Below are 16556 nucleotides of genomic sequence, written 5' to 3' on the forward strand. Positions count from 1 at the left end.
GCGCAACTGGCTGGCATCCCAGCCTTCCGAGCCAGGCCAGATGGCGATGCGCCCGGTTGCAGGCAGGCACCCATCAGTCGTTGCTTATCCGCACGGTCGAAGCTTCGCTTGCCGCCGGTACTCCCGCGTCACCCGCAAGGGCAAAAAAATTCAGGTCATCCTGGTTCATGGATTGTGTCAGCAAGTCGAGTTGCGGACGCAATCATGGGCCTTCTCAAGCGCGGAGGCCAGGTGGATGGAACCTGGCGCTTATGGATCATCGACCATGCGTCGTTGGTCCTGTCGCGAGGTAGGCCGGCAACGTTGCCAAAACGGGAACTATGAGTTGGCGCCACGGGGCTTGTAAGCCGACGGCAAGTGAATAAACTGGCGCCCGACGATCTGGCATACAGGTTCCAGGCCACGCCGGGCCGCTGTTTCGCTAACCCAGGCGACTCCCGCCGTCCCGACCTTCAACTGGCACTGAGCGAGCGCCCGCGGTAGCGAAGGGGCATTGGCCGGCGTCACCCCGAGGGTCCGAAGAACGTGCCAGAACCCGATGCTAACCACCGAGAGTGAACGACATGGCTTTGCACAAGGCAGTATTGGTAGTAGTGGCACTTGCAGCATGTATCGATGCGCACGCACAGGTTGCCGGCACACAACCGCTGAGCGTCACTATTGAGCAGTCCCAGGTGCTTTTGCAGGGATGGAGCGTAAAGAAGAGCGTGCTCGGCAAATTGGTCTACAACGACCAGAGCGAAAAAATCGGCGCGGTCAAAGATCTGATCGTGGCCCCGGACGGGTCCGTCTCGGCGGCCATCGTCGCTACAGGCGGCTTCCTCGGCGTCGCCACGCATGACGTAGCGGTGCCCATCGCCGCGCTCGACGTGCGCGGCGACAATCTATATCTGTCGGGCGCCACCAAGGTCGCCCTGAAGGCAACGCCTGAGTTCCAGTACGCGAAGGTGCAATCGCCGCCCAAGCCGAAGAAAGTCCAGGCGGAGTGACCTGTTTGCAACAGTCCCAAGCTGAGGTCGTTGCGGCTGGCAAGTCGCAAGGACCTGTCGCCGGACTCGAGCTTCGCGCTCAACCGCTTGCCCCTTCAGACTGCTTTCCCGTTTTCCCATTTCCAGGCCGGTAATCCACTATTGGCGACTGCTGATCAAACGGCCGCGTGTCTGGACGGGCCACCGCCTTTCATGGGTCACCGAATACCATGCGAAAAACCCTCGGACTCGCCGTTGCCACTCTGCTCGCCGTAGCCGCTATTGCGCTGTTGACGCTGCTTGCCCGATTCGAACCGTCCATCAAATCCGCCATCGAGACGGAAGGCGCGCTTGCGACCCAGACGCAGGTGCTCGTGGGCAGTGTCGAATTCTCGCCCTTAACCGGCGTGGGCGCCCTTGATGGACTTACCGTGGGCAACCCCACTGGTTTCTCTTCGCCCTACGCCGTAGTGGTGGACCGTATCGCGCTGCATGTCGAGAGCGGCTCACTTCCCGGCGGCGGCCCTGTCATTGTTGATTCCGCCACAGTCATCGCACCGCAGATTACTTACGAGGCGCAAAGTCCCAACGCCACCAGCAACCTGGAGACCATCAAGAACAAAGCCCAATCCTGGTCCGCCACCCCGGCCGCCATCCAGGCCGGCAGCAACGCGCGCAAGGTCATCATCCGCGACCTCACCGTCGTGGGCGGCGCGCTCTCACTTGACATTCACCTGCCCGGAGTCGCGCTGACGGTTCCGCTGCCTACGCTGCATCTCGCCAATGTCGGCGCGACCACAAACGGCGTCACTCCTGCCGAGATCATCCGTGCCGTGTGCGAGGCGCTCGCGGACGAAGCGAAAAAGGCGGTCACCGAGGCCATTGCCCAGAAGCTCAAATCCGTTATCGGCATGCTCAAGCCCCCCGTAGGTGGGTTGCCAAAGCTGCCTGCCCCGCCGTCATTGCCTTCCCCTCCGTCCCTGCCTTCGCCTCCGTCGCCGCCGTCCCCGCCATCGCTGCCACCCCCTCCATCCAGCCTACCCTTGCCGCCCCCTCCTGGCTTTTAGGGACCGGTGCCGCTGCAACAAACTCGCGCGCCACCCGGGTTGATCCGGACGACGCGCCGGAGATTACCGACGAATGGGCGAAGAGCGCTGATCTGGAAAGACCGCCACGACGATTCGCTTCGACGACGATGTGCTCGATGCCTTTGAGGCCACAGGTAAAGGGCGGCAGACGCACATGAACGCTGCCCTGAAGGACTGGCTCAAGACGCATAAGCCAGCGCAACCAGCCGTAGTCGTCGAATCTGGCGCCGCGTGTCGTCCGTGGCAAACTCCGAAGGCGGTGTTCGAGCATCATGACGAAGCCGTCAACCATTGGCGGCAACTGATCTTGTGCGCGCAAGCTGCGCAGCTTTGCGGGAGTGGCGTTTCAGCAAGAACGCTACCGCGAGAAAGTCGGAAAGGCAGCGGGTCAGCGCTCGGGTTTACTGCCCAAACCCCGTCAGCCCGATCAAACTCCCCGCACCAAGCAGCCACAGCGGATGAATCTTCGTGCGCAACGCGAGCACGGCGCACACGCCCGTGATCGCCCACGCGATCCACGAAGGATCGGATGCCCTGGCGATCAGCACCGCGCTTGCGGCCACGAGTCCTGCCGTCACCGGCACGAGGCCCTTTTGCGCGATGCGCCGCCACGGGCGGTCCTTGAAGCGGTCCCACGCATGCAGCACGGCGATCGTGACGAGTGACGACGGCCCGAACTTCGCGATGGAAGTGACCAGCATGCCCGCCCACCCGGCCACGTGCCAGCCCACCAGTGTCACGACCATCATGTTCGGCCCGGGGACGGCCTGGGCGAGCGCGAAGAGCGCGCTGAACTCGCTCGCCGGCATCCAGTGGTGCACCTCGACGACCTGGCGCTGCATCTCGGGCAGGATCGTATTGCCGCCGCCGAACGCGAGCAGCGAAAGTTGACCGAAGATCGCTGCCAGCGCAACGAGTGTGGCGTTCATCGGGAGCCTCCTTCCTTGCGCGCTGCGCGGGACGCGAGCGCGATGCCGACAGGCGTAAGCACGAGCATGGTGGGAAAGAGCGGCGTGCGCAGCACGGCGATCGCCACGAAGCCGAGTGCCGCGACGACGGCCGCGCCCGGGTCGCGCCGCAGCGGCAGCATGATCTTCACGGCCATGGAGACCAGCAGGCCGGCGGCCGCTGCGGCGAGCCCCATGAACAGATGCTGCACGTGGGGATCGTGTTGCGTGCGCTCATAGAGCACGCCAAGCCCGATCACGACCAGCGACGGGCCCGCGATCAGCCCGAGGATGCCCGCGAGCGCGCCGCGCCAGCCTTGAAACCGCATGCCGAGCGCAACTGAGAGATTGATGACGTTGCCGCCCGGCAAAAACTGGCAGAGGCCGAGCAGATCGGTGAATTCGCCGGCGCTGAGCCAGCGGCGCTGCTCGACGATGGTGCGCCGCGCCAACGGCAACGCACCGCCGAACGACGTGAACCCCAGACCGAGAAACCCGAAGAACAGATCGCGCACGCTGGGCGTGGCGAGCGCGGCGTCGGCGCCCAATCCGGTAGGGGCTGGCGGGGAAATGGCGTCTTTCATGGAAATGGAAACCTCTAATGCACGCTGCGAGGGTAAGCCGAAACGTGCATGCCGCAAAACGATTTTTATGACGTACTCTTGTGATCTACACTCACAAGGATGGCACGCTCACTTCCACCCTTTCCCGCGCTGCGAGCGTTCGAAGCCGCGGCGCGCCACAATAGTTTCTCCGCCGCGGCGGGCGAACTCAATGTGACTCACGGTGCCATCAGCCGCCAGGTGGCGGCACTCGAGGCGTGGGTCGGCGTGCAGGTGTTTCACCGGCACGGCAAGCGGGTCGCGCTGACAGAGGATGGGCGGCGCTACCTCGCCGCGGTGCAATCGGCATTCGACGACATCGTGCGCGCAACCAACCAGCTGCGCGATACGGGCGCGGTGCGCGTGCTGCGCGTCAATGCGCTGCCCACCTTCGCAATGAAATGGCTGTTGCCCCGGCTCTCGCAGTTCCAGCGCCTCGCGCCCAACGTCGAGCTGCGTCTTTCCACTTCGAATGCACCCGTTGAGTTGCTCGAAGGGTTCGACGTGGCCGTGCGGCGCGGCCCGGCTCACTGGCCCGACTGCGAGGCAGGGCATTTTCTCGACGAGATGGAATTGCCGGTATGCAGTCCGGCGCTCCTCAAGCGCGCGCCGATCCATCAGCCGGGCGATCTCGCGCGCCACGTGCTGCTGCATTCGGACACCCGGCCCGACGCGTGGCGCACCTGGCTGGCCGCCGCAGGTGTGAAAGCCAAATGCAGGAAGAAGCAATCGTTCGATCACTTCTATCTGGCCTTGCAGGCAGCCGTGGATGGTCTAGGTGTTGCGCTCGGCCCGCTGCCGCTGCTCGACGACGAACTCGCGTCGGGGCGGCTCGTCACGCCGCTCGCGGGGCCGCATCTCGATGCCCGCGGCTACTGGTGGGTGGCGCGACGCGAAGTGGCGCAGGCGCCGCTGGTCGCGCAGTTTTGCCGCTGGCTGGAGGAGCAGGCGAAGTCGCGTTCGCATGGCTAGCGGGGTGGGGCGGCCGCAAGAGGCGCAATCTGACCTGCCGAAGACCCGCAGAACGCGTGAGATGACGCAGGCGTAGAAGCGCATGCGGTACGGAGGTCTGTGAACGCTACAAACCTGCCGTCCGCACGCTGCGCCTCGCGCAAAACATCAGAGGTAGAACATCCGGTCTTCGTCGGAGTCGCGGTCGCGGTGCGCCGGGTGTTCCTTGCCAGCCTCCTCGCCCGTGTCCGCATCTTCGTAGAACTTGAGGACGGCTTCGAGCACCTGGTCCGGGTCGTCGATCACCTGCATCAGGTCCATGTCTTCGGGATTGATGAGGCCCATCGGCACGAGCGCCGAGCGGAACCAGTCGAGCAGACCCTTCCAGAATTCGGCACCCACCAGAATGATCGGTACGTGACGCGATTTCTTCGTCTGAATGAGTGTCAGCACTTCAGCCAGTTCGTCGAGCGTGCCGAAACCGCCGGGCATCACGATCACGGCATCGGAGTTCTTGACGAACGTGACCTTGCGCGTGAAGAAATGGCGAAAACGCAGCGAGATGTCCTGCCACTGGTTGCCCGACTGCTCGTGCGGCAACTCGATGTTCAGGCCGACGGAAGGCGACTTGCCGCCATGCGCGCCCTGGTTCGCTGCTTCCATGATGCCGGGGCCGCCGCCGGAGATCACGGCGAAGCCCGCGTCCGACACCTTTCGCGCGATGGTGCTGGCGAGCTGATAGTACTTCGAGTCCGGTTTCAGGCGTGCCGAGCCATAGATGCTGACCGCTGGCCGGATCTCGGACAGGTACTCGGTCGCCTCGATAAACTCTGCCATAATCGTGAACATTTGCCACGATGCGCGCGCCTTCTTGGCCGTCGCGCGCTCTTGATCTGCGAGTGAACGCAGACTGGGAATCACTTTTCTCTTGTCCATAATGCCTGAAGAACTACGCGTGGATACAAAGTTACAGCTACAGACTCGGCTGGAAGGTAAGACCCTGCTTCTGGTCGACGGTTCTAGCTATCTCTATCGCGCCTTCCATGCGATGCCCGATCTGCGCGGTCCCGACGGCGAACCGACCGGCGCGTTATACGGCATCATCAACATGCTGCGTCGCATGCGCAAGGACGTTACGGCAGAGTATAGCGCGTGCGTGTTCGATGCAAAGGGCAAGACGTTCCGCGATGACTGGTATCCCGAGTACAAGGCCAACCGGCCTTCCATGCCTGAGCCGCTCGCAGCGCAAATCGAGCCCATTCACACGGCGGTGCGCGCGCTCGGCTGGCCGCTGCTGATGATCGAAGGCGTCGAGGCCGACGACGTGATCGGCACGCTCGCCTGCCAGGCCGAGAAGCTGGGCATGAAGGTCATCGTTTCCACGGGCGACAAGGACCTCGCGCAGCTCGTGACGGACCACGTCACGCTCATCAACACGATGACGAATGAAACGCTCGATCGCGAAGGCGTGATCGCGAAGTTCGGCGTGCCGCCGGAGCGCATCATCGATTATCTCTCGCTCATCGGCGACACCGTCGACAATGTGCCGGGCGTGAACAAGTGCGGCCCGAAAACGGCGGTGAAGTGGCTCACGCAATACGATTCGCTCGACGGCGTGATTGCCCATGCCGATGAAATCAAGGGCGCCGTGGGCGGCTATCTGCGCGATGCGCTCGAGTTTCTGCCGATGGCGAGAAAGCTCGTCACGGTGGAAAGGTCATGTGACCTCAAGCCGCATCTCGAGTCGATCGAAGCGTCGCTCGCGACGCGTCCTGAAGCGCGCGAAGAACTGCGCGACATCTTCGCGCGCCACGGCTTCAAGACCTGGCTGCGTGAAATCACCGAAGCGGCTCAGCAGAGCGAGACCGTGCCCGCCGCCACCCAGGGCGATGCGCCCGAAAAAGACGCGAACGTGCAGCCTGCGCTCTTCGTGGAAGCGCCGCGCCACTACGAGACGATCCAGACGTGGCCGCAGTTCGACGCATGGCTCGCGAAGATCGAAGCCGCGGAGCTCACCGCGTTCGACACCGAAACCACGGCGCTCGACCCGATGGTCGCGAAGCTCGTTGGCATATCGTTTTCGACCGAGCCTGGCGTGGCCGCCTACTTGCCGCTCGCGCATCGCGGGCCGGACGCACCCGACCAGTTGCCGCTCGACGATGTGCTCGCACGCCTGAAGCCCTGGCTCGAAAGCGAGAAGCACAAGAAAGTCGGCCAGCACATGAAATACGACGAGCAGGTGCTCGCGAACTACGGCATCGAGCTGAACGGCGTGGAGCATGACACGCTGCTCGAATCGTACGTGCTCGAATCGCATCGCAGCCACGACATGGACAGCCTCGCGCTGCGCCATCTCGGCATCAAGACGATCAAGTATGAAGAGGTGGCGGGCAAGGGCGCGCAGCAAATCGGCTTCGATCAGGTGCCGCTCGACAAGGCCGCCGAATACGCGGCCGAAGACGCCGACGTCACGCTGCAGCTCCATCGCGCGCTCTATCCGCAGATCGCACCGGAGAAAGGCCTCGATTACGTCTATCGCAACATCGAGATGCCCACGTCGCGCGTGCTGCGCAAGATGGAACGCAACGGCGTGCTCATCGACAGCGAGCGGCTCGAAAAGCAGAGCGCGGAAATCGCCGTGCGCCTCATCGCGTTAGAACAGGAGGCGTACGCGCTCGCGGGCGGCGAATTCAACCTCGGTTCGCCGAAGCAGATCGGCCAGATCTTCTTCGAAAAACTCCAGTTGCCTGTCGTGAAGAAGACGCCGAGCGGCGCGCCTTCCACCGACGAAGAGGTGCTGCAGAAGCTCGCCGAAGACTATCCGCTGCCCAAACTCCTGCTCGAGCATCGCGGTCTCGCCAAGCTCAAGTCCACGTACACGGACAAGCTGCCGCGCATGGTCAACGCGCAAACGGGCCGCGTTCATACGAATTACGCGCAGGCCGTGGCGGTCACGGGCCGTCTTGCGTCGAACGATCCGAATCTTCAGAGCATCCCCGTGCGCACGGGCGAAGGCCGGCGCATTCGCGAGGCGTTCATCGCGCCGCCGGGCCACAAGATCGTCTCCGCCGACTATTCGCAGATCGAGCTGCGCATCATGGCGCATATCTCGGGCGACGAGTCGCTGCTCGCGGCGTTCGCACGAGGCGACGACATTCACCGCGCTACGGCATCCGAAGTATTCGGCGTGACACCGCTCGAAGTGAGCGCGGACCAGCGCCGCATCGCCAAGGTCATCAACTTCGGACTCATCTACGGCATGAGCGCATTCGGGCTCGCGTCGAATCTCGGCATCACGCGCGACGCGGCGAAGCTTTATATCGACCGCTATTTCGCCCGTTATCCGGGCGTTGCGCGCTACATGGACGAAACACGCATGGACGCGAAATCGCGCGGCTATGTGGAAACGGTGTTCGGCCGCCGTTTGTGGCTGCCCGAAATCAACGGCGGCAACGGCCCGCGCCGCCAGGCGGCCGAGCGCGCCGCCATCAACGCGCCCATGCAAGGGACGGCCGCCGATCTCATCAAGCTTTCCATGGTCGCGGTGCAGAAGTGGCTGGACGAACGCAAGATCGGCACGAAGATGATCATGCAGGTGCACGATGAACTCGTGCTCGAAGTGCCCGGCGACGAGCTTGGCGAAGTGCGCAAGCGCTTGCCCGAGTTGATGTGCTCGGTGGCGCAACTCAAGGTGCCGCTCGTGGCCGAGGTGGGCGTGGGCGATAACTGGGAAGAGGCGCACTGACGAAGCGTTCACTCTTGGGTGGAGCGAAGCTCTACTAAGCACCTGCTGAATCCGCCGTAACGCCGAAGCAACGACGTAATCGACATAAACGCGCGCGCGAGATAAGGCAAGCTTCGCGTGCTCGATGTCGCGAATGCGCGCCGCGAGGGTTGCCGCCGCGCGCTCCGTCAGCCGACAATGAAATGAATGAAGGCCGGTGCCTCGCACGTGATGTCGTCGATGCATCGGCCTTTCTATCGCCTTTCGACATGCACGGAGAGTCTATGCATCGCTTTATCGTTGTGGGAGGAGGCGCAGGCGGGCTGGAACTGGCAACCCGGCTCGGCAATCGTTATGGCGAATCGCGCCAGAAGCGGGGCAGGCCGCAAGCGGCATCGGTCACGCTGGTCGACCGCTATCCAACGCATATCTGGAAGCCGCTCCTGCACGAAGTCGCGGCGGGCAGCATGGATCCGTTCACGCATCAGCTCGAATATCCAGCGCAGGCGCGCTGGCATGGCTTCGAGTTCCAGCAGGGCGAGCTGACCGGGCTCGACCGTGCGGCGAAGCGCATCACGCTCGGGCGCGTGCTCGACGAAGACGGTGCCGAGATGCTCCCCGAGCGCGTGCTCGAATACGACACGCTCGTGCTCGCGATCGGCAGCACGACGCACTTTTTCGGCGTGCCCGGCGCGGCCGAAAACTCCATCGCACTCGACACCGTCGATCAGGCCGAGCGCTTTCGCAAGCGGCTCATCGCGGCATGCATGCGCGCCGAACATCAGGTGCCCGAAAGCGTCGCGGCGGGCGTGGCGGCGGACGACCCCACGCCGGTCTCGAGCGGCGAAGCCGAACCGCGCGTGCAGGTGGCGATCATCGGCGCGGGCGCAACGGGCGTCGAGCTTTCCGCCGAACTGCGCAACACCGCGCAGGTGCTGTCGGCGTATGGGCTGCACAAGCTCGATCCGCGCAACGACGTCGGTATCGTGCTGATCGAGGCGGGTACGCGCATCCTGCCCGCGTTGCCCGAGCGCGTCTCTTCGGCAACGGGGGAGCTGCTGAACAAGCTCGGCGTGAAGGTGCTGACCGGCGAGCGCGTCATCGAAGTCGCGCCGGGCGTCGTGCGGACCGCGAGCGGCAAGAACCTGCGCGCCGACCTCACGGTCTGGGCCGCTGGCATCACCGCGCCGGCCGTGCTCGCGCGGCTCGACGGCCTTGCCGTCAACAAGCTCGGACAACTGGTCGTGCGTCGCACGCTGCAAACGGAAAACGACGACAACATCTTCGCGCTCGGCGACTGCGCCGCCTGCGAATGGCCGGGCCATGAGCGCGGTGTCCCGCCGCGCGCGCAGGCCGCCCACCAGCAGGCCACTTTCCTGTTCAAGTCGCTCGGCAATCTGCTGGCCGGCAAGCCACTCGAAGAGTTCACCTATCGCGACTTCGGCTCGCTGGTGTCGCTCGGCCACTTCAGCGCGGTCGGCAATCTGATGGGCGGGCTGATCGGCGGGAATATGCTGATCGAAGGGCTGTTTGCCCGTTTCATGTACATGTCGCTGTACCGGCTGCACATCGCGGCGCTGCACGGCTACGCGCGCATGGTGCTCGATACTTTCGCCCACTGGCTGCGCCGCACGACGCTGCCGCGTGTGAAGCTGCATTGAGCGGCGCCTGCGTAGAGGGGCGCCGCGCTACGTTCGTTGTTTCCGATATTTCGCCTGCAAGGAGCGTTGCATGCTGAAACCCGAAGTCGATAGCCTCGTCCCGCACGTGCCGTTCGACCGCCGCACTTTCATCAAGGCGGCGCTCGGCAGCGGATTCGCCGCTGCTGTGCTGCCCGTCTCCGCCCAAACCATCCATACCGACAGCGAAGGGCTCGAAGCCGGCGAGATCGGCTTCCAGTCGGGCGGCACGCTCGTCCCGGCGTATCGCGCGCAGCCGCGCGGCAAGACGCATTTGCCGGTCATCGTCGTGATCCACGAGATCTTCGGCGTGCACGAGCATATCGCCGATGTATGCCGCCGCTTCGCGAAGCTCGGCTATCTGGCTATTGCGCCGGATTTTTTCGTGCGCCAGGGCGATGCGTCCGTCTACCCGACGATTCAGCAGATCGACGAGAACATCGCGAGCAAGGTGCCCGACGCCCAGGTGCTGGGCGACATCGACGCGGCCATTGCCTGGGCAGGTGAGCATGGTGGCGACACGAAGCGCGTGGGCATCAACGGTTTTTGCTGGGGCGGGCGCTATGCGTGGCTTTATGCGGAGCGCAATCCGCACATCGAAGCCGCGGTCGTGTGGTATGGGCGAGTCGCCGGCGATCATACGGCGAACACGCCGAGCAATCCGCTCGATCTCGCGGGCAGCCTCCAGGTTCCAGTGCTCGGGATGTACGGACTGCAAGACAAGAGCATCCCGCAGGACACGCTGGCTGAGATGAAGGCAGCCATCGCACGGGCGCCGCAAGGCGGCCGCAGTTCGCAGTTGATCGTGTATGACGATGCAGGACACGCGTTCTTCGCGGACTATCGGCCGAGCTATCGCAAGGCCGACGCGGAAGACGGCTGGAAGCGCGCGATCGCCTGGTTCAGGGAGCACGGCGTGGCTTGACGCCGTGCCCGGTTCCAGGGTGGTGAAGACTCAGGGATTCGGGCCCGTGGCGACCGGCCGCGACGGGTCGGCGCACCATTCGCTCCACGATCCGGGGTAGAGCGCCGCGCCGTGCAGGCCGGCAATCTCCATCGCAAGCGCGTTGTGGCAGGCGGTCACGCCCGAGCCGCATTGCAGGACCACATGCTCCGGTGTCGTGCCCGTCAGCACGGCCGTGAAATCCTCGCGCAGCGCGTGCGCCGACTTGAAGCGGCCGTCCGGCGTGAGATTGCCCTGATAGAAGCGGTTGCGCGCGCCAGGAATATGGCCGCCCACCGGATCGATGGTTTCGTTCTCGCCGCGATAACGGTCGGCGGCGCGCGCGTCGACAACCGTGAGTTCGTGCGTGGTGAGATTGCGCTCGAGGGCCTGTGCGTCCACGGTCACCTGGAGCGGCGCGCCGGCCTTGAAGGTGCCGCGCGCCGGCGTGGGCACATCGCGTACGAGGGGGAAGCCGGCGGCCTCCCATGCCTGCAATCCGCCGTCCAGCACGGCCACCGAGTCGTGGCCGAGCCAGCGCAGCAGCCACCATAGCCGGGCCGCGTAGGCCCCGCCTTGTGCGTCGTAGGCGACGACCTGCTGGCCTTCGTTGAGTCCGCGCAGCGAGAGCGTGGCGACGAGCGCCGAGCGGTCGGGCAACGGATGACGGCCGTTCTTGCCCGTCTTCGGTCCGGAGAGGTCGCGGTCCAGATGCAGGTATTGCGCGCCGGGCAGATGGCCGATTGCATAGGCGTTCTCGCCGGCGGCGGGATTGGCGAGATCGAAGCGGCAGTCGAAGACCAGCACGCTGCCCGGCGCGGCGGTCAGGCGTTCGTGCAGATTGGCGGCCGAAATGAGCGTGGTGTAGTGCGTGTGGGGCATGACGGCTCCTTGGAATCGTGCGCGTGGCCGGCGCAGCGGCAAATGCGGTTTGCGCCTGGGCCCGATGCCGTCAGTCTAAACAAAAAGACGGGCCGAAGCCCGTCTTTCCGCGATGCGTTGGAGCAGCCCCGGGGCCGCGCGTCAAATCGGTCCCAGCTCGCGGCGCAGGAACTCGTGGAAGTGCTGCATGCCGTCTTCCATGGGGCTCTGGTACGGGCCGACTTCCGAAACGCCGCGTTCGAACAGCGCGCGGCGGCCGGCGTCCATGCGCTCGGCGATCTCGTCGTCTTCGATGGCCGTTTCCATATAGGCGGCGCGCTCCGCCTCGACGAACTCGCGCTCGAACAGCGTGATTTCCTCGGGGTAGTAGAACTCGACGATATTCGTCGTCTTCTGCGTGCCCTGCGGAATGAGCCACGAGACCACGAGCACATGCGGATACCACTCGATCATGAGATTCGGGTAGTACACCATCCAGATCGCGCCGAATTCGGGCGGCACGCCGTTGCGAAAGCGCAGGACCTCGTCGTGCCACTTGCGGTACGTCGGGCTGCCCGGCTTGCCCAGGTGCTTGTGCACACCGACCGTCTGCACGCTATACCACTCGCCGAACTCCCACTGGAGGTCGTCGCATGACACGAAATTGCCGAGGCCCGGGTGGAACGGCACGACGTGATAGTCTTCCAGATAGACCTCGATGAAGGTCTTCCAGTTGTAGTTGCACTCGTGGACCTCGACGTGATCGAACATGTAGTCCGTGAAGTCGAGATGCTTTGCGGGCCCGAGCCGCGCAAGATCGCGCGAGATGTCGCGGCCCGCGGATTCGAACAGCAGCCCGTTCCATTTCTGCAGCGGCGAGCTGTTCAGGTTCAGGCACGGCTTGTCCGCAAAGTGCGGCGCGCCGAGCAGTTCGCCCTTGAGGTCATAGGTCCAGCGATGCAGCGGACATACGATATTGTCTGCCGTGCCGCGACCGTTTAGCATGATGGCCTGGCGATGGCGGCACACGTTGGAGAGCAGCTCGATCTCGTTGCTCTGGTTGCGAACGAGCACGCGGCCTTCTTTTTCGCTGGGCAGCGCAAAATAATTCCCCACCTCGGGCACCATGAGTTCGTGGCCGACGTAGCGAGGACCTTTCTGGAAAAGCGTCTCGATTTCGCGCTTGAGAAGCGCTTCGTCAAAATAAGCGGTGACTGGCAGCTGGCTGTGGATGGACTTCAGCTGCAATGCATTGCTCAGATTGGACATTCCCACTCCCGATGAAGACGTGAAAGCAGTGAACAACCCAACCATCGAAGATTCGATTTAGGGAGCCGGCGATTATACCCGGTTGCCCCGCCATGGGGTAGCTAAGTGACTGATTTTTGCCAAAATTGCTGCGGAAAGTCGGCGGAAATCCAGGAAATATGAGACAAACGAACGGCGAATCGGGCGGTCTGTAGCCGGTTTGTACTGGCCCCGATAGTATGGCCGAGCGGGCGGGCGTGCGGGGGATCGGGTCGATCTGGGCGCTTTTGCCGTAGAATGTCGGCCTTGTTTCATTCTGACGACAACTCATGGCGAAATCCGCAACGAAAGACCGCGTTGGCGCGGACGAAAGCGCAGCCGGGCCGGCCGAAGGCGAAGCGCTGCCCGGGAGCTACGAGGCGGCGCTTGCGGAGCTCGACGGGCTTGTCGCACGGATGGAAGGCGGTAGCCTGAGCCTGGAAGAATCGCTTGCGGCGTACCGCCGCGGTGCGGCGCTCGTGCGCTTTTGCCAGCAGCAGCTCGAAAAGGTTGAACAACAGGTGCGCGTGCTCGACGGTGAGACGCTGCGGCCCGTGCCCCTCAATACGACAGACTCCGCAGCGGGCGGAGACGACGATCTATGACATTTGACCAATGGACCCGGCAGGTACTCGACCGGGTCGAAAGCGCGCTCGATCACTACTTGCCGGCCGCCGACGTGCTGCCGGCGTCTCTGCACGACGCCATGCGCTATGCCGTGATGGGTGGCGGCAAGCGTGTACGGCCGCTCTTGTGCCACGCGGCGGGCGAACTCACGAATGCCAGGCCCGAAGCGCTCGACGCCGCGGCCTGCGCGCTGGAGATGATCCACGTCTATTCGCTCGTGCACGACGACATGCCGTGTATGGACGACGACGACATGCGTCGCGGCAAACCCACCGTGCACGTCAAGTATGACGAACCGACCGCGCTGCTGGTAGGCGACGCGCTGCAATCGCAGGCCTTCGTCACGCTGACGTCGGATGTGCCGGGTTTGAGCGATTCGGCGTCGCGCCAGGCATCGCTCGTGCGCGAACTCGCGCTTGCGAGCGGCTCGGTCGGCATGGCCGGCGGCCAGGCCATCGACCTCGCGAGCGTGGGCCATTCGCTCACGCGCGAGCAGCTCGAGACGATGCACCGTCTGAAGACGGGCGCGCTGCTGCGCGCCTCGGTCCGCATGGGCGCGCTGGCGGGCGAGACGCCTTCGGCGGAAAGCCTCGCGGCGCTCGACAAATACGCGGCGGCCGTGGGCCTCGCCTTCCAGGTCGTGGACGACATTCTCGACGTCACCGCCGACTCGGCGACGCTCGGCAAGACCGCGGGCAAGGACGCGAAGGACGGCAAGCCGACCTACGTATCGATCATTGGTCTTGATGCTTCGCGTGCGCTCGCGCAGCAGCTGCGCGCCGACGCGCACGCGGCGCTCGAACCGTTCGGCGCGCGCGCGCAGCGCCTTGCCGAACTCGCTGACCTGGTGGTGAACCGGGTGAGCTGACCGCGCCAACCCGCCCACGCGCATGAAAGGGGAGTAGTGCGCAGAACAAGTGCGGGAGCGCCAGTTTTCCTACCATGGAACGACGATGTACGACTTGCTGAAAACCATTGACGACCCGGCGGATTTGCGCCGCCTCGATCGCCGCCAGTTGCAACCGCTTGCCGACGAATTGCGTGCCTTCGTCCTCGAAAGCGTCTCGCAAACAGGGGGGCACCTGTCGTCCAACCTCGGTACGGTCGAACTGACGATCGCGCTGCACTACGTGTTCGACACGCCGCGCGATCGCATCGTCTGGGACGTTGGCCATCAGACCTATCCGCACAAGATCCTGACGGGCCGGCGCGACCAGATGCATACGCTGCGTCAGCTCGGCGGCATTTCGGGTTTCCCGAAGCGCGACGAGTCGCCGTATGACACGTTCGGCACCGCGCATTCGAGCACGTCGATCTCGGCGGCGCTCGGTATGGCCGTCGCGAGCAAGCTCAAGGGCGACAACGCCATGGGCATCGCCGTGATCGGCGACGGCGCGATGACGGCCGGCATGGCCTTCGAGGCGCTGAACAACGGCGGCGTCGAAGACGACGTGCCGCTGCTCGTGATCCTCAACGACAACGACATGTCGATTTCGCCGCCCGTCGGCGCGCTCAATCGCCATCTCGCGCGCCTCATGTCGGGTCGCTTCTACGCCGCCGCGCGCGCAGGCGTGGAGCGCGTGCTGCGCCATGCGCCGCCGGTGCTCGACCTCGCGCGCAAGCTCGAAGAGCACGCGAAGGGCATGATCGTGCCGGCCACGCTGTTCGAGGAATTCGGCTTCAACTACATCGGGCCGATCGACGGCCACGATCTCGATTCGCTCATCCCGACGCTGCAGAACATCAAGGAACTGCGCGGCCCGCAGTTCCTGCACGTCGTGACGAAGAAAGGCCAGGGCTACAAGCTCGCCGAAGCCGACCCGGTCCTGTACCACGGTCCCGGCAAGTTCAACCCGGCCGAAGGCATCAAGCCGTCCACGACGCCCGCCAAGAAGACCTACACGCAGGTCTTCGGCGAATGGCTGTGCGACGCCGCCGAGCTCGACCAGCGCGTGATCGGCATCACGCCGGCCATGCGCGAAGGCTCGGGTCTCGTGGAGTTCGAAAAGCGCTTCCCGGATCGCTATTACGACGTCGGCATCGCTGAGCAGCATGCCGTGACGTTCGCAGGCGGTCTTGCCGCCGAAGGCCTGAAGCCCGTGGTCGCGATCTACTCGACCTTCCTTCAGCGCGCCTACGACCAGCTGATTCACGACGTGGCGCTGCAGAACCTGCCGGTCGTGTTCGCGATCGACCGCGCGGGCCTCGTGGGCGCAGATGGCGCGACCCACGCCGGTGCGTACGATATCGCCTTCATGCGCTGCATCCCGAACATGATGGTCATGGCGGCCTCGGACGAAAACGAATGCCGCCAGATGCTCTATACGGCGCTCCAGCAGGACTGCCCGACGGCCGTGCGCTACCCGCGCGGCGCGGGCACGGGTGTCGCGACCGTCAAGCAGATGGCCGCGCTGCCGGTGGGCAAGGGCGAAATCCGCCGCGAGAGCAAGGCGCCGGCAGGCAGCCGTATCGCCATCCTCGCGTTCGGCACGATGGTTGCGCCGTCGCTTGCCGCAGCGCAAGAGCTGGACGCCACCGTGGCGAACATGCGCTTCGTGAAGCCGCTCGACGCGGAGCTCGTGAAGCAGCTCGCCGAAACGCACGACTACCTGGTGACCGTCGAAGAGGGCTGCATCATGGGCGGCGCGGGCTCGGCCTGCGTGGAAACCCTCCTTGAAAGTGGGGTTATCAAGCCCGTACTACAATTGGGCCTCCCCGACCGCTTCATCGATCACGGCGACCCGGCGAAGCTGCTGGCGGGCTGTGGGCTCGACGCAGCAGGGATCGCGAAGTCGATACGCGAGCGCTTCCTCGACCGCCCGGCGAACGCGTCAGGCAAGTCGGTGATGCGCGTCGCTTAAGGCCGCTCGCGGCTGATC

General features: G+C 64.5%; 14 protein-coding genes and 1 pseudogene. 10 read left to right on the top strand and 5 right to left on the bottom strand.

The features are described 5' to 3' along the window. The first annotated feature begins 563 nt into the window (after nt 1–563). From BMI01S_RS00900 to BMI01S_RS43815, 3 genes and pseudogenes are all read left to right on the top strand, one after another. Nucleotides 564–989, top strand: coding sequence for a PRC-barrel domain-containing protein (locus BMI01S_RS00900; protein WP_028229810.1), 426 nt, complete (start codon nt 564–566; stop codon nt 987–989). Nucleotides 990–1198: 209 nt separating this feature from the next. Continuing rightward, nucleotides 1199–2035, top strand: coding sequence for an AsmA family protein (locus tag BMI01S_RS00905; RefSeq protein ID WP_028229811.1), 837 nt, complete (start codon nt 1199–1201; stop codon nt 2033–2035). A gap of 62 nt (nt 2036–2097) precedes the next feature. Further along, a pseudogene (locus BMI01S_RS43815) lies at nt 2098–2231 on the top strand (BrnA antitoxin family protein); the annotation flags it as partial. A 226-nt stretch (nt 2232–2457) separates the two neighbouring features. On the opposite strand, the gene BMI01S_RS00910 reads toward BMI01S_RS43815, so the two are convergent. Continuing rightward, a complete protein-coding gene (locus tag BMI01S_RS00910; RefSeq protein ID WP_028229812.1) occupies nt 2458–2985 on the bottom strand; it encodes a chromate transporter in 528 nt (175 codons plus the stop codon). Further along, nucleotides 2982–3587, bottom strand: coding sequence for a chromate transporter (locus BMI01S_RS00915; protein ID WP_081723282.1), 606 nt, complete (start codon nt 3585–3587; stop codon nt 2982–2984). Before BMI01S_RS00915 ends, BMI01S_RS00910 begins: the two co-directional genes overlap by 4 nt. A 99-nt stretch (nt 3588–3686) precedes the next feature. Between BMI01S_RS00915 and BMI01S_RS00920 the strand changes: the two genes are divergently transcribed. Beyond that, nucleotides 3687–4577 (top strand): transcriptional regulator GcvA, encoded by an 891-nt coding sequence (locus tag BMI01S_RS00920; protein WP_028229814.1) that lies wholly within the window; start codon nt 3687–3689, stop codon nt 4575–4577. Nucleotides 4578–4724: 147 nt separating this feature from the next. Here BMI01S_RS00920 and BMI01S_RS00925 read toward each other — a convergent pair whose 3' ends face one another. Next, nucleotides 4725–5492: an LOG family protein gene (locus tag BMI01S_RS00925; protein ID WP_028211043.1), complete on the bottom strand. Its 768-nt coding sequence runs from the start codon at nt 5490–5492 to the stop codon at nt 4725–4727. A 1-nt stretch (nt 5493) separates the two neighbouring features. Between BMI01S_RS00925 and polA the strand changes: the two genes are divergently transcribed. The 3 genes from polA (at nt 5494) to BMI01S_RS00940 (ending at nt 10884) form a co-directional block, all read left to right on the top strand. Further along, nucleotides 5494–8301 carry a DNA polymerase I gene (gene polA / locus BMI01S_RS00930; RefSeq protein ID WP_042287956.1) on the top strand — a complete coding sequence of 936 codons (2808 nt, stop codon included), beginning with the start codon at nt 5494–5496 and terminating at the stop codon, nt 8299–8301. A gap of 263 nt (nt 8302–8564) precedes the next feature. Continuing rightward, nucleotides 8565–9941: an NAD(P)/FAD-dependent oxidoreductase gene (locus tag BMI01S_RS00935; protein ID WP_028229816.1), complete on the top strand. Its 1377-nt coding sequence runs from the start codon at nt 8565–8567 to the stop codon at nt 9939–9941. A gap of 70 nt (nt 9942–10011) precedes the next feature. Then, nucleotides 10012–10884, top strand: a complete 873-nt coding sequence (locus BMI01S_RS00940; protein ID WP_028211040.1) for a dienelactone hydrolase family protein — start codon at nt 10012–10014, stop codon at nt 10882–10884. A 30-nt stretch (nt 10885–10914) separates the two neighbouring features. Here the strand turns inward: BMI01S_RS00940 and BMI01S_RS00945 are convergent, their stop codons facing one another. Next, complete coding sequence (locus BMI01S_RS00945) at nt 10915–11784, bottom strand: sulfurtransferase (RefSeq protein ID WP_028211039.1); 870 nt, start codon at nt 11782–11784, stop codon at nt 10915–10917. Nucleotides 11785–11925: 141 nt separating this feature from the next. After that, nucleotides 11926–13032 (bottom strand): aromatic ring-hydroxylating oxygenase subunit alpha, encoded by a 1107-nt coding sequence (locus BMI01S_RS00950; protein WP_028211038.1) that lies wholly within the window; start codon nt 13030–13032, stop codon nt 11926–11928. Nucleotides 13033–13340: 308 nt separating this feature from the next. Here BMI01S_RS00950 and BMI01S_RS00955 point away from each other — a divergent pair, with 308 nt between their 5' ends. The 3 genes from BMI01S_RS00955 (at nt 13341) to dxs (ending at nt 16538) form a co-directional block, all read left to right on the top strand. Further along, on the top strand, nt 13341–13655 hold the full coding sequence (locus BMI01S_RS00955; RefSeq protein WP_028229817.1) for an exodeoxyribonuclease VII small subunit: 315 nt from the start codon (nt 13341–13343) through the stop codon (nt 13653–13655). Next, nucleotides 13652–14545, top strand: coding sequence for a polyprenyl synthetase family protein (locus BMI01S_RS00960; protein WP_028229818.1), 894 nt, complete (start codon nt 13652–13654; stop codon nt 14543–14545). The genes BMI01S_RS00955 and BMI01S_RS00960 overlap by 4 nt, the downstream gene beginning before the upstream one ends. 85 nt (nt 14546–14630) lie before the next feature. Continuing rightward, on the top strand, nt 14631–16538 hold the full coding sequence (gene dxs / locus BMI01S_RS00965) for a 1-deoxy-D-xylulose-5-phosphate synthase (protein ID WP_028229819.1): 1908 nt from the start codon (nt 14631–14633) through the stop codon (nt 16536–16538). Nucleotides 16539–16556 lie beyond the last annotated feature (18 nt).

It is taken from the genome of Paraburkholderia mimosarum LMG 23256 = NBRC 106338 (assembly GCF_000739815.1).
In the GTDB taxonomy this organism is placed as follows: Bacteria; Pseudomonadota; Gammaproteobacteria; order Burkholderiales; family Burkholderiaceae; genus Paraburkholderia; species Paraburkholderia mimosarum.

Excerpts from the sequence above, each read along its gene's own strand:
- BMI01S_RS00900 (WP_028229810.1), top strand. The coding sequence starts at position 564 with ATGGCTTTGCACAAGGCAGTATTGGTAGTAGTGGCACTTGCAGCATGT.
- BMI01S_RS00905 (WP_028229811.1), top strand. The coding sequence starts at position 1,199 with ATGCGAAAAACCCTCGGACTCGCCGTTGCCACTCTGCTCGCCGTAGCC.
- BMI01S_RS00910 (WP_028229812.1), bottom strand. The coding sequence starts at position 2,985 with ATGAACGCCACACTCGTTGCGCTGGCAGCGATCTTCGGTCAACTTTCG.
- BMI01S_RS00915 (WP_081723282.1), bottom strand. The coding sequence starts at position 3,587 with ATGAAAGACGCCATTTCCCCGCCAGCCCCTACCGGATTGGGCGCCGAC.
- BMI01S_RS00920 (WP_028229814.1), top strand. The coding sequence starts at position 3,687 with ATGGCACGCTCACTTCCACCCTTTCCCGCGCTGCGAGCGTTCGAAGCC.
- BMI01S_RS00925 (WP_028211043.1), bottom strand. The coding sequence starts at position 5,492 with ATGGACAAGAGAAAAGTGATTCCCAGTCTGCGTTCACTCGCAGATCAA.
- polA (WP_042287956.1), top strand. The coding sequence starts at position 5,494 with ATGCCTGAAGAACTACGCGTGGATACAAAGTTACAGCTACAGACTCGG.
- BMI01S_RS00935 (WP_028229816.1), top strand. The coding sequence starts at position 8,565 with ATGCATCGCTTTATCGTTGTGGGAGGAGGCGCAGGCGGGCTGGAACTG.
- BMI01S_RS00940 (WP_028211040.1), top strand. The coding sequence starts at position 10,012 with ATGCTGAAACCCGAAGTCGATAGCCTCGTCCCGCACGTGCCGTTCGAC.
- BMI01S_RS00945 (WP_028211039.1), bottom strand. The coding sequence starts at position 11,784 with ATGCCCCACACGCACTACACCACGCTCATTTCGGCCGCCAATCTGCAC.
- BMI01S_RS00950 (WP_028211038.1), bottom strand. The coding sequence starts at position 13,032 with ATGTCCAATCTGAGCAATGCATTGCAGCTGAAGTCCATCCACAGCCAG.
- BMI01S_RS00955 (WP_028229817.1), top strand. The coding sequence starts at position 13,341 with ATGGCGAAATCCGCAACGAAAGACCGCGTTGGCGCGGACGAAAGCGCA.
- BMI01S_RS00960 (WP_028229818.1), top strand. The coding sequence starts at position 13,652 with ATGACATTTGACCAATGGACCCGGCAGGTACTCGACCGGGTCGAAAGC.
- dxs (WP_028229819.1), top strand. The coding sequence starts at position 14,631 with ATGTACGACTTGCTGAAAACCATTGACGACCCGGCGGATTTGCGCCGC.